Genomic DNA, 11,898 nt, shown 5'->3' with positions numbered 1-11,898 from the left:
GCGCCCGCCCGCCACGTCGTGCCGGGCGAGCCCTTCCGCCCATCCAGAGGGATGGCTTCCGGCCTCGCGGGGTGCGGGACCCGGAAGATGACGGGGCCGGTGGACCGATACTCGATCGGCGGGCCGGTGCTGTCCGGCTATGCTCTGGGGTGAGCACGCGAGGGCCATTAGCTCAATTGGCAGAGCAGCGGACTTTTAATCCGTTGGTTGTCGGTTCGAGTCCGACATGGCCTACTGCTCGCAGGGGAGGGTTGACCCCTCTGACCTGCTACTGAGCGCCCCACCCGGTTTCGGCCAGGTGGGGCGCTCAGTCGTTTGCCGGGGCCGTGCGTGAGCGATGCGTGAGCGGACGGCCCGTCATTCCCTGGTCAGGAGGCGGACGGGCGGGCACGAGGCACCAGCTGGGCCGCCGCTTCTGCGGCTGCCTGGTCGACCTCGGGGAGCAGGCTCGTGTACGTGTCCGAGGTCAGCGTGATCGTGGAGTGGCGGAGCGTCTCCTTGATCGTGTGGAGGTCGCCGCCGCCTCCGTGGGTGAGGGTGGCCGAGACGTGGCGTAGATCACGAAGCGTGATCGGCGGCAGGTCGGTGCGGGCCAGGATCTGCCGGAAGGTCTCCGAGGCGGTCTCGGGGTGGAGCCAGGCGCCGTTCTCCTGGGTGAAGACCTTGCCCGTGTCCTGCCATGCCTTCCCCCACTTCTTCCGCTCCTTCAGCTGGCGGGCGCGGTGCTCGCGCAGGGCGGCGACGTTCAGGCTGTCCAGGGCGATGGTGCTGGCGCTGCCGTCCGTCTTCGGAGCCGACTCGTACGGGTCCCAGCCGTCCACCACGATCTCCTTGGCCGGCGTGATCTGCCCGCCGTCCAAGTCGACGTCGGACCACTCCTGGCCGACGCACTCGCCCCGGCGCAGGCCGCGGGTGCCGGAGAGGTGGAAGAGGGCGTACAGCCGGTCGCCCTCGGCCTCGTCGAGGAAGGCTCCGAACTGGGCCGGGGTCCAGACCATGACGGGGGAGGGCTTCTCACCGGTGAGGCGCCACCGTTCCACGCGGGCGTCCGTCCACAGCAGGGGCTTCGGACGCTTGCCGGATTCCAGCTCGATGTGGGACGCCGGGTTGAAGGTGATGAGCTGCTGGCGGATCGCTCCGTTCAGCGCGGCCCGCAGGGTGCGGCGGATGCTCTGCCGGGTGGCCGGGCCGGTCGGCTTCCGGAAGGGGCCCATCGCGGCCAATTTGGCCCGCTCGGCGGCCAGGAGGGCCCGCTCGGCCGCGATGGGCCTGCCGGCCTTGCTGGGCTTGCAGCGGGCGATCTGCTCTCGCCGAGCCTGGTTGTGGGACTCGATCGCCTCGTTGTCGTCCGCGATGGCGTCGAACATCTCGACAAGGTGGGAGACATTCAGCCGGTCGAGCCGAAGGTGCCCGATCCGTGGCCGGAGGTGGACGCGGATGTGGGAGGCGTAGCCGTTCGTCGTGGTCTTCCGCGTCTTCTTCGACGCGAGCCACTGGTTCAGCCATTCGCCGACGGTGATCGAGCCGAGGAGCGGCGTCCCGGCGCGCAGTCGGCGCCGGGTCTCCTCGACATCGGGAAGCGGGGCCTTCTCGTCGGCCACCTGCTCCAGGAGGGCCGCGATGGCGGCGATGCTGTCGGGGTCGTCCGCGGCCGGTATGCCGAGGAGAGCGCGTACGTGGTCGAGGTCGGCCTGGGCGGCCTTCATGCTCTCGTACCCGGCACGGTTGAAGGACCGGCGGGTGCCGTCCTCGCGGGGCGGGAGTTCCTGGCGGATCGAGTACGAACCGTGCTTCCGGGTGGTGAGCTTGGGGCAGCGCTTGCCGAGCGGTCGGCCGGTCTTCGGGTCGCGGCAGTAGCAGCGGCGGTGGGTGGAGCCCTTCAAACGGTGTTCCTTTCGTAGCCTTCGGCGGGGTCGACGTCGGCGAGTGTGGTCGGTAGGTCGGGGAGGAACCCGCCCTCCGCGTAGATCTCTCTGCGCACCTTGCGGAGTGCGTACTTGGCGCGCGCGGCGCGTTCAGCGAAGTCGGCCTGGGAGCGCAGGGCTTGAGCGCGCTCGCTGTCATCGGCCGCCTGGTCGGCAACCTCTCGCTGGCGAGCCTCGCCTTTTATCGCGGCCAAAGCCTCGGCGAGCGCTTCGCCATGGGCGAGGTGGTCGTGAAGCATCGAGTGGTTGGCCGGGCCGGCGGCGAACGTCTGGTCCAGGTCGGCGAACCAGCGCATGGCCTCCGCGGTCTTCACCGGGTAGGTGAGAGGGAGCTTCTGGACCTCCTCCACGTACCCGACGGGGTAGATCAGGTGGATCGGGTGGGTGTACAGGGCCTTGGCCAGCACCATCACCTCGACCAGTGGCAGGACTGCGCGCCGGCCGGACTCCATGTTGGCGATGACGTTGCGGGGGATCGGAAAACCGATCGCATCGCACCTGTCGGCCAGCTCCTGTGCGCTCCACCTCATCTCCTTCCTTCGTCGCCGGACTTCACGGGCCACGTCGGCCATGACCCGGTCCGCCCATTCGGGAACGTCGTCCTCATCTCCATCATCGAAACGAGTTTGTGTCATGAGGACACATTAGCTTTTCCACACTTGGTATTCGAGGCCCGGAGACGGATGCGATGACGTGTTCGCCGTGGGCTGTGAAGAGAGGAGCGCCGCGTGCGCGACGACGAGAACGTGGGCCAGGTGAAGGGGATGACCCGGGAGGAGGTCCTGGCCCTGCCTGCGACCGTTGACCTGGATACCGGTAACCGTGCGCTGGGTCTCGGGCGGAGCAAGGGTTACGAGCTGGCCAAGCGGGGCGAGTACCCGTGCAAGGTCCTGCGGCTGGGCAAGGCGTACCGCGTGGTGACCGCAGACCTGGTGAACCTGCTGGGCCTGGCCGCTTGAAGGCGAGAGAAGGTAGCAGACCATTCTGCGCGGGGCTGACACAGAAACGCTGGACTGTGCCAGGGGTCGGACGTACTGTTCGTCGTCGCCCGGCTCCTCCAAGGGCTCACGGCAAACGAGTGAGCCCCCGACGCGCCAACGTCGGAGGCCCCGGCAACATCCCCACCCGCGATCACACGGTCAACCCGAGTGGCCAGCACGCACGCGGCCACAAGAGAAGGAGCTGCCTCTTGGAACCTACGACATCGACGCCTCCTGGCGCACCCGCCAAGGCGATTTGGCCTGCGGTCGCAGTCCCCGGCCAGCCCGGAGCTCACCTGCACGACGCACCGGACGGGCAACTCGACGCAGCCGCCGAAGCCCCTGTTGAGGAGGATGCACCCCCGGCCGAGCTGCCGTCCCCCGCCTCGGAGGGGGAGGTGATCCTGGACGACCTGCGGGCCACGATCCGCCGGTACGTGGTCATGCCCAGCGAGGAGGCGTTGACCGCCGCCACGCTGTGGGCGGCGGCCACCCACCTGCAGACGGTATGGCAGCACGCACCCCGCTTGGCGGTGGTCGGACCCGCGAAGCGGTGCGGGAAGTCGCGGCTGCTGGAGGTCCTGATCGAGGCGGTCCACGATCCGCTGATCACGGTCAACGCGTCCGCGGCGGCGATCTTCCGCTCGATCAGCGACGGCAACCCGCCCACGCTCCTGGTGGACGAGGTCGACACGATCTTCGGGTCGGCGAAGGTCGCGGAGAAGAACGAGGAGATGCGCGGCCTGCTCAACGCGGGCCACCAGCGCAACCGCCCCACCCTGCGCGTCTCGGGCCCGAACCACGACGTGCAGAGGTTCTCCACCTTCGCCATGGCCGCCCTGGCCGGTATCGGGGACCTGCCCGACACGATCATGGACCGGTCGGTGGTCATCCGCATGCGCCGCCGCGCGAGCAGCGAGAAGGTCGCCTCCTGGCGCTACGGCCGCGACGACCTGGCGGTCAAGGCGCTGCGGGAACGGCTGGCGGCCTGGCTGGCCAGCATCCGCGACGAGGCCATCGCGCTGGAGCCCAACCTTCCGGTCGACGACCGCGCCGCCGACACCTGGGAGCCGTTGATCAGCGTCGCCGACCTCGCGGGTGGACGCTGGCCGCTGATCGCCCGCACGGCGTGCAAGACCATGACGGACTACGAGTCCGGGCGGGACCAGGACGGCGGGCTGAAGATCCGTATCCTGACCGACATCCGCAAAGCCTTCGCCGGAGAGGGCAACCCGCCCGCCCTGCGGACCAGCCGCCTGCTGGACATTCTCAACGCCGATCCCGAGGCGCCGTGGGCTGAGCACAGCCCCAAGGGACTCACCTCACGTGGGCTGCAGATCCTGCTCGACGACTACGGCATCGGCTCTGGCAACCGCCGCTTCCCCGACGGCAACCAGGCCAAGGGCTTCACTCCGACGCAGTTCACCGACGCCTGGACCAGGTACTGCCCACCGGAGAAGCCCGCGGCCGAGGCCGCGCCCGCCAACGGCGCCTGACCCTCCGCGTCTCGTCCCACTCGTCCCCGCGCAGGTCAGCGCGGGGACGAGTGAAGGAGGCGTTACGAGTCGACTCGACATCACCAGGCCGCTGACCTCGCCAAACACCCCGGACGGGGCCCGCGCCTGCCCGACTGGGAGTCCGGCAACGCCACGACCGGGGCACCCGTAACAACTCGTCCCCACTCGTCTCACCGACCACCCCGCCGCACGAGGTCCCCAGCCTGTGCAACGAGTCGAGTCGACATCAGCCGCTCACCCGTACCTGCCCTGACCAGGCACGGGACGAGTGGGACGAGTCCCCACCCTTCACGGCCACCCCACCTACCGGTGGCCGCCTCCCCACCTCACCGCCTTCACCACACCGCCCGCGCCCGCATGGCGCGGCGGGTCTCTGGAGACCCCTGCATGACACCACTCGCCCTGCCCGCACTCGGGCAATGGAACGCCACTTCCCTCGCGGTCGCCGCGCTCGTGCTGGTCTGCTCCGTGCTGCTGATCAGGCGGCTGATCAAGCAGCGCACACGCCGAACCGGCGGCAGCCGCAAGCCCGGATCGCCCGCGGTCATCGTCGCCGCGCTGGCAGCGGTCGGCTGCACCGCCTACAGCGCCGACACCAGCTGGCGGTTCGCCGCCGACTACCTGGACATGGGCGGCACAGCCGAACGCGCCGCCATGTTCGCCGCAGCGGAGTTCGCCCTGTTCGCCACGGCACTGCTGGCGCGGCAGAACCTCCACGGCCCCAAGCAGGCACCCGGCTTGCCGGGCACCCTGACCTACGTGATCACCGCCATACAGGTGATCCCCGCGTACGCCGAGTCCGGCCTGGTCGGCGGCACGGTGCGAGCCTTCGTCGGCCCGGTCCTGGCCGCCGTGCTCTGGCACGAGGCCATGGGAATCGAGCTGCGTCTCCACAAGCCGGAAGCCGCCTCCCACAGCATCCTCGCCACGGCCGGCCGCGAGATACGCGAACGCCTGCTCTCCCGTCTCGGGATCGCCGAATGCGACCGGGACGCCGCGCAGATCACCCGCGACCGCGCCACCCGCAAGGCCGTCGCCCTGGCCGCACGCCTCGCCGAACTCAACCCGGACAAGCGCAACCGGTGGCGAGGCCGACGCATCGCACGACGGCTCTCGCAGGCCGTCGCCCAAGCCGCGGTGGCCATCGACGACCGCCAGCGCCAAGACCTACTGCAGCAGCTCGCTGCCCGCCGCCATGCCGTAGCGCTGGCGACCATCGAGCTGCCTTCGCCCTGGGCCGAGCCCCACCCGGCCCAGACCACCGTGCCCCCAGCCGAGCCGAGGCCTTCGCCCAGCCGATCGAGCGCAAGCAACGGCCCAGAGCACGAGGAGGCCAGAGAGCACCCCGACCCCGACGCACGTCTCGAGGGCTCCGCGCCTACATCCGTGCAACCCCGCCTACCCCTGCACGAAACTCGCTTCGACCTCGACAGCGCTGAGCCGTCCGCTGAGGAAGGCGACCTGATGGCGCAGCGCTACGGTCGCCCTCCCGGCGCCGAAATGGACGAACTGCTCCCCATCGGCCGCCAGGCCATCGCCCTGCACGGAAAGGCCACCCGCTCCATCTTGCGGAACGCCGTACGCGACGCGGGGCTCCCCATCGCCGAGGACCGACTCACCGAGCTCAGGACACGCCTGCTCGCAGAACAGGACACCGGCACCAGCGCTCCCAGCGACTGACCGGATATCCGGTCACCCACGAAACACCGGAACAGGGGCCTACGGACCAGCGCCCCCAGTTGGTCCGTAGCCCCGTCACTCACCCGGCCACGCCCGCAACAGCCCGCCCCGGTACGCCTCACGAACCGCCGTGAAGCGAGCCCGCCGCCAGGCTCCCCATCCACCTCACCCCAATTCACCTCAGCAGCAAGGAACTTCCTCCATGCACGATCAGCCCGCTCCCGCCACCCCCCACGACCAACAGCAGGCGACCTCCACCCCGGCCCCAACCCGGCCAGCAAGGTATGGCGTTGGGCCGTCCAAGGGCCGGTCCAACGCAGCCTCCGCCCCGAGGGTGGCGGAGGCAGAACCCCGGCGCGAGGGCGCACCGGGGCAGGAGGCGGCCGGTGCCGCCGACGCCGGACTGCCCGCCGTCGTACGGGCCGCCGACGAGGCCGCGCTGTACCGCGTCGCCCGCCGTCGTGCCCGTGAAAGCGAGCAGCGCAAGATGCGTGTCGACGTCCGCTACAGCGTCGCCGAGCACACCGCGATCCTCGCCGAGGCCCGCCGGCTGAACCTGGCCGGCGCACACCTCGTCGGCGCGATCGTCATGGCCTACCTCGCAGGCGACCTCACCCTGCCCGGCCAGAGAACCTTCCACGATGACCTGATCGACGAGCTCGCCGCCCTGCGGTTCCAGGTCGCCGCGATCGGCAAGAACGTCAACCAGATCGCCTTCAAACTCAACTCCGGCGGCCATCCACACCCTGGGGACAGCGCAGTTCTCGCGGAAGCAGAACGGGTCCTCGGCCTCGCCCGTGACGCCGCTACATCGATCGATGAGGCGGCGAGCAAGACCGCCACCGCAAAGAGGGCGGCCTGATTGATCGCGAAGATCGGCTCCGGCGCCGACACCCGCGGCGTCTTGCGCTACCTCTACGGGCCCGGTCGCGCCAATGAGCACACCGACCCCCACCTCGTGGCATCGTTCGACGGCTTCGCCCCCGACCCCGGCCGCGACGAGTCCGCCACACTCACCCAGCTCGCCACCATGCTCGACCTGCGCGTCAAGCAGGCCGGCGACCGCGCCCCCGACAAGCACGTGTGGCACTGCTCGGTGAGGGTCGCGCCCGAGGACCGGATCCTGACGGACGACGAGTGGGCGGTGATCGCCCGCCGGATCTTGAACGCCACCGGCATCGCCCCCGCCGGCGACCCCGATGCCTGCCGGTGGGTCGCGGTCCGCCACGCCGACGACCACATCCACATCGTCGCCACCAAGGTCCGCGGCGATCTCCGCCAGCCCCGCAACTGGAACGACTACCCGCGTGCCAACGAGGAGTGCGCCGCGATCGAGAAGGAGTACGGGCTGCGCCAGGTCGTACGCGGCGACCGCACCGCTGCCAAGCGCCCCACCCGCGCCGAACAGGAGAAGGCCCGCCGCGCCGGTTCGGCCACCACACCGCGCGAGCACCTGCGCACCACCGTACGGACCGCAGTGGCTGCCGCCGCCAGCACCGAGGAGTTCTTCGCTCTCCTTGCCGACACCGGCGCGCTGGTGGACGTCCAGCACTTCCCCTCCGGCGACATCCGCGGCTACAAAGTGGCCCAGCCCGGCGACACCAACGCCGAGGGCCAGCCCATCTGGTTCTCCGGCTCCGCCCTGGCTCCGGACCTGTCCTACCCCAAGATCGCAGAACGCCTGGCCGCCACCGACCCCACGCCCGAGCTGGCCGGCCGGAAACCCGACGCCGGGCACACGGCCTGGACGAAGGCCACCGCAGCGGTCGACCGGATCCCCGAGATCCTCGGCCACACGGACGAGGCAACCGGCCAGGCCCACATCACCGTCGTCGCCGAGGCCCTCGACGCCCTCCCCCTCGTGGCGCCCGCACACCTGCAGCCCCAGCTGCTGAAGGCGGCGACCGCGTTCGAGCGGGCCAGCCGCTCCCACATCCGCGCCCGCCACCAGCAGGCACACGCCACCCGCACCGCGGTCAAGGCCATCGTCCGCCAGCCCGCCCCCAAGGACGGCGCCGCAACCGCGATGCTTCTCGATGCCCTACTCCTCGCGGTGGTCGCGGCCCGGCACTGGCACCGCACCCGCCACCACGACCAGCAGGCCGAAGCCGCCCGCCAGGCAGCCGAACACCTCTACACCGCCTACCAGGCAGCCGCAGCCCAGCCGATCGCCGTGATCCACCAGCGGGGCCTGCACCTGTCCGTCTCCCAGCAGCGCAGGCAGACAGACGTCCTGCGCCAGGCCCTGCCACCCGCGCTGGCCGAGCAAGTCCTGGCCGAACCCGGCTGGCCCGCCCTGGCCGCCACCCTCGCCGACGCCCGCAATGCCGGCCATGACCCGGCCGTCCTGCTCGCCGAAGCCGCCCGCCGCCGAGAGCTCGACACCGCAACGTCGATCAGCGACGTCCTCGTCTGGCGGCTACGCCGCAGCGCCCACCTGCCCGCCGCCCCAAACGTCCCGACCGCCCGAGGCAACCGGCGCACACCGCCTGCGGCGCCGACAGCGCAGCCGGCGACCGCTCCCGCGAGCGACTCAACCCGGCGGCGCTGACCGAAGAAGGGCGGCTGAAGGTAACCGACGATCCCCGGTTAGCCAAACCGGGGATTCTCCAGACCCTTGATGTATCGCCCTTCCCCCATCCATTTGAGGAGCACTCGTATGCCCGAAACCGAAATCCGGCCCCACATCGTTGCGCTGCTCTGCGACGCAGACTGGAAGTACCGCCCCGACACCAACACCTGGTCCCACCGCGACGGCCGCCCCTTCACCAAGGAGGAACAGGCCACGGCCTTCCAGGCCGTCCGTGCTGAAGTCGAAGAGGCCGTCGGACAGCGCAGGCGTTACCTGGAATACCTGCGTAAGAAGGAGAACGCGCTCGAAGACCTCCGGCAGTTCCTCGCTCCGTTCATGGAGCAGCTCGCCAAGAAGACCCTTGGCAACGCCGTCGAGCTCATGACCGAGGACGAGAGGGCCGAGTTCGACCGACGGCTTCGCTTCATGATCGAGCCCGTCCGCCCCTTCACCCCGCACACCTTCTGACGAGGAACGACGCCGTTCCGCGAGCGGCGAGAGGGTGACACGTGGCGGCCGAGAACCAGTCACGGCCGCCAGTCAGGACGGCCCGCAGCCTCGCCAGGCGTAGCCCAGGCCGCCTAAAGCGAAACGCCCTTTCGGGGCCAGCGTCGAGACGCGCTGACCCCGAAAGGGCTTGTACCGTCTAGCCAGACCGTGCACCGCTGCGTCGGTGGCGCCCCCGTCCTCTGACGCCGAATCTGCCCTCCCGACCGCACTCCGGTCGCTGGCCGGGGCGCGCGGGCTCGTAACGGCGCTGGATGGAGAGCCAGACACGTTCCTGGAGTTCTGCGATGCAGGGGCCGCAGGCGTACATGGGTGCCTGGGCTCCGGCGACACTGACCGGGCCGATCCACATGACGCGGGTCAATGGCTGTCCGCAGTACAGCCAGCACACCCCGTCGACCCAGTCGTTGCCGTCATCGGTGGTCGGTGGGGCGGGCAGACCACCGCGTGCGAAGTCGGCGATGCCGGGGATCACCAGGTGGTGCGGTAAGCCTTGCTCGGTCAGCACCGGCTCACCTCTCCTGTCCGCTGTCAGCGGCGGACAGGGGCACGCGTGCCGGGGCTTCGTCGCCGGTGTTCAGCTCAAGCGCGTCGATCGGTGTCCACTCGTGCTCCAAGATCGAGTAGGTAATCGAGTCTCGCCAGGCTCCGTGGACGAAGACGTGGTCGCGGATCCGCCCGTCCTCGGTCATGCCCGCTCGCAGGAGGGTACGCGCGGATGCCTCGTTGAGCGGCGCTCGGGCCGCCCAGATGCGGTGCAGGCCGAGGGCCTTGAAGCCGAGCGCGCACAGCAGGTGGACGGTCTCCGTGCCGAGGCCCTTGCCCCACTCCGCCGGGTTCAGGGCGAACCCGATGGTGGCTGCCTGCTGCGGTTCGGTCGCCAGGCGCGTGTAGCCGATCAGTCGGTGTTCACTGCGCGGGGTGATGGCGAGGCAGTACTCGGTCCGGGGAGTGTCCTTCGCGGAGGCTATGGACCGGTCGACGATCGCCTGGACCTGGTCGGGCGTGCGGGGCTCGAAGCTGAGGTGCCGGGTGGCCTCGGGGTCGCCGTAGATGGCCAGGAGGGCGGTGGTGTCCTCGGGTTCGACTTCGCGCAGTGCCAGGCGGGGGCCGGCCAGGTGGACTGGGGTCATGGCTGCGGAGCCTACCTGCGGGGTCATCGGACGAGGACGGACGTCGGGGTGGCCGTGAAGGCTTCGATCTCCTCGCGGAGGCCGGCTGCCGGGCCTCGGCTTCGCCGGCCTTCGGCCTGCAGTGCGGCGTGGACCCGCTGGGCGCTGCTGGTGATGCCGAAGTTTCGCTGCTCGATGGGGAGGTCGAGCACGGGCTGGACTGCTTCGATGGCGCCTTCGATCTCGCCGCGGGCGATGCGGGCGAGGGCGAGGTCGGTCTGCGCGCCGGCCTCGTCGCCGAAGGCCCATTCGTCCTCCGTGGCGCTGCGGTACGCGGCGACGGCGGCCTCCGACTGGCTCTCGCCGAGTGCGGGGTCTTCTCCGAGGTGCACGGTGGCCTCGGCGACGTAGTACAGCTGTCGGGGCACCGGGAAGGTCATGATGCCGCCGAAGGCGTCGAGGTCGTCGGGTTCGACGGCTGTGCGGGCTTCCTCGGCCTGCTGGATGGCGGTGCGGGTGGCCTCGCCGTCGCCGAGGAGTGCGTGGGCGCGGGCGGAGAGACAGGCCAGCCAGATGCTGGTGGTGCCGCGGACGTTGCCTGCCACGCTCTGGCCGAGGGCGGCGTAGTCGGCGGCTTCGGAGGGGCGTCCGGCCCAGTAGGAGATGAGTGACTGCAGGGAGCGGACCCAGGCACGCATGGCGTGGTGGTCTGCGTTGTCCGCGCACACGAAGGCGGTGCGGGCCTGCATCATCGCGGCGTTCGGGTTGCCCAGGTCGTGGCTTGCTTTGGCGAGCATGCCGGAGGTGATGCCGGCCAGCAGGTAGAGCTCCCGGGCTTGCATGGGCTTGACGCGGCCGTGTTCCAGCAGGCGGAAGGCGAGGTCCTGCACCTCGACCAGGTCGCCGAGCAAGGTCGGCAGCGCCAGCTTCGGGTAGGCGACGGTCAGCCGTCGCACTTCGTCATGGATCTGGCCCAGGGTCTCCGGGCCGATGCTGCTGCCCTCCGCCAGCGCGGTGAACCTGAGCGCACGACGTGCCGCCATCGCGACCTGCCTTTCCAATTCCGTGGTGCCCGCGTCGAGGCGGGTCTCGCTGCTGTACGGGCCACCAGCAGGCAGTGCCACTGCCTGCTCGGTTGGGAGAGGGACAGGGGTCAGCCGTGGCGGCGGGATGACGAGCGGGGGTTTGGCAGCAGGCGCGGCCAATGAGGCGGCCGGCGCGGGAGCGAGCAGGAGATCGACGCTGACGCCGAACATGGCCTCCAGCACTCGGCACTGGTCCGGGTAGGGGCGGGTCTTGACCGCACCGCCGTACCAGCGCTCGAACTGCCGCTTGGAGACCGACAACCCGCGAAGCCGGGGGTGGTTCTCCTCCTGGGCGACCGTGTTCGCCGTCGCTTCGAACCGGAGGCGGAAGGTCTCGTAGACCTGCCAGTGCCGCTGCAGCGTCAAGACACGTAAGAGCGTGGGAGTTTCGGCCACCGCAGATCCTCTCCGTCCCCGTTCATCTGCTCTGACGATAGCCAGGGCGGATCAGCAGGAAACCCGTTCGACGGCTCCGCGGCGCAGATGACGGCGGCCATGACGGTGGTCATGACGTACGACG

At 70.2% G+C, this 11,898-nt stretch carries 10 protein-coding genes and 1 tRNA gene; 7 read left to right on the top strand and 4 right to left on the bottom strand.

Going from position 1 to position 11,898, the window contains the following annotated elements; translation table 11 throughout:
• The first annotated feature begins 161 nt into the window (after positions 1 to 161).
• Positions 162 to 234 (top strand) — tRNA-Lys (locus tag ACFV7Q_RS25505).
• A 134-nt stretch (positions 235 to 368) separates the two neighbouring features.
• On the opposite strand, the gene xerC is transcribed toward ACFV7Q_RS25505, so the two are convergent.
• Positions 369 to 1,883, bottom strand: coding sequence for a tyrosine recombinase XerC (gene xerC / locus ACFV7Q_RS25500; protein WP_385431615.1), 1,515 nt, complete (start codon positions 1,881 to 1,883; stop codon positions 369 to 371).
• Positions 1,880 to 2,560, bottom strand: coding sequence for a helix-turn-helix domain-containing protein (locus ACFV7Q_RS25495; protein ID WP_385431613.1), 681 nt, complete (start codon positions 2,558 to 2,560; stop codon positions 1,880 to 1,882). The genes xerC and ACFV7Q_RS25495 overlap by 4 nt, the downstream gene beginning before the upstream one ends.
• Before the next feature lie 129 nt (positions 2,561 to 2,689).
• Between ACFV7Q_RS25495 and ACFV7Q_RS25490 the strand changes: the two genes are divergently transcribed.
• The 6 genes from ACFV7Q_RS25490 to ACFV7Q_RS25465 all read left to right on the top strand — a co-directional run bounded on the left by ACFV7Q_RS25490 (position 2,690) and on the right by ACFV7Q_RS25465 (position 9,142).
• The gene (locus tag ACFV7Q_RS25490) at positions 2,690 to 2,884 is read left to right on the top strand and encodes a hypothetical protein (RefSeq protein WP_385431617.1); all 195 of its coding nucleotides are present in this window, start codon (positions 2,690 to 2,692) and stop codon (positions 2,882 to 2,884) included.
• Between the two features lie 230 nt (positions 2,885 to 3,114).
• A complete protein-coding gene (locus tag ACFV7Q_RS25485; protein WP_385431611.1) occupies positions 3,115 to 4,401 on the top strand; it encodes a DUF3631 domain-containing protein in 1,287 nt (428 codons plus the stop codon).
• 408 nt (positions 4,402 to 4,809) lie between these two features.
• Positions 4,810 to 6,102, top strand: a complete 1,293-nt coding sequence (locus ACFV7Q_RS25480) for a hypothetical protein (protein WP_385431609.1) — start codon at positions 4,810 to 4,812, stop codon at positions 6,100 to 6,102.
• 334 nt (positions 6,103 to 6,436) lie between these two features.
• Positions 6,437 to 6,964, top strand: coding sequence for a plasmid mobilization relaxosome protein MobC (locus ACFV7Q_RS25475; protein ID WP_385431608.1), 528 nt, complete (start codon positions 6,437 to 6,439; stop codon positions 6,962 to 6,964).
• Positions 6,965 to 8,653 (top strand): relaxase/mobilization nuclease domain-containing protein, encoded by a 1,689-nt coding sequence (locus ACFV7Q_RS25470; protein ID WP_385431606.1) that lies wholly within the window; start codon positions 6,965 to 6,967, stop codon positions 8,651 to 8,653.
• A 108-nt stretch (positions 8,654 to 8,761) separates the two neighbouring features.
• Positions 8,762 to 9,142 carry a hypothetical protein gene (locus ACFV7Q_RS25465; RefSeq protein WP_385431604.1) on the top strand — a complete coding sequence of 127 codons (381 nt, stop codon included), beginning with the start codon at positions 8,762 to 8,764 and terminating at the stop codon, positions 9,140 to 9,142.
• A 551-nt stretch (positions 9,143 to 9,693) separates the two neighbouring features.
• Here the strand turns inward: ACFV7Q_RS25465 and ACFV7Q_RS25460 are convergent.
• Positions 9,694 to 10,314 carry a GNAT family N-acetyltransferase gene (locus ACFV7Q_RS25460; RefSeq protein ID WP_385431602.1) on the bottom strand — a complete coding sequence of 207 codons (621 nt, stop codon included), beginning with the start codon at positions 10,312 to 10,314 and terminating at the stop codon, positions 9,694 to 9,696.
• 23 nt (positions 10,315 to 10,337) lie between these two features.
• A complete protein-coding gene (locus tag ACFV7Q_RS25455) occupies positions 10,338 to 11,744 on the bottom strand; it encodes a hypothetical protein (RefSeq protein ID WP_385431601.1) in 1,407 nt (468 codons plus the stop codon).
• Positions 11,745 to 11,898 lie beyond the last annotated feature (154 nt).

Source organism: Streptomyces sp. NPDC059851 (assembly GCF_042732005.1).
Lineage (GTDB): Bacteria > Actinomycetota > Actinomycetes > Streptomycetales > Streptomycetaceae > Streptomyces.
The sequence above is the reverse complement of the archived record's forward strand: the minus strand, read 5'-3'. Positions and strand labels throughout refer to the sequence as shown.

Bases quoted from the DNA above. Each gene is read 5' to 3' on its own strand.
- ACFV7Q_RS25460 (WP_385431602.1), bottom strand. From the start codon at position 10,314: ATGACCCCAGTCCACCTGGCCGGCCCCCGCCTGGCACTGCGCGAAGTC.
- ACFV7Q_RS25480 (WP_385431609.1), top strand. From the start codon at position 4,810: ATGACACCACTCGCCCTGCCCGCACTCGGGCAATGGAACGCCACTTCC.
- ACFV7Q_RS25495 (WP_385431613.1), bottom strand. From the start codon at position 2,560: ATGACACAAACTCGTTTCGATGATGGAGATGAGGACGACGTTCCCGAA.
- ACFV7Q_RS25490 (WP_385431617.1), top strand. From the start codon at position 2,690: ATGACCCGGGAGGAGGTCCTGGCCCTGCCTGCGACCGTTGACCTGGAT.
- ACFV7Q_RS25465 (WP_385431604.1), top strand. From the start codon at position 8,762: ATGCCCGAAACCGAAATCCGGCCCCACATCGTTGCGCTGCTCTGCGAC.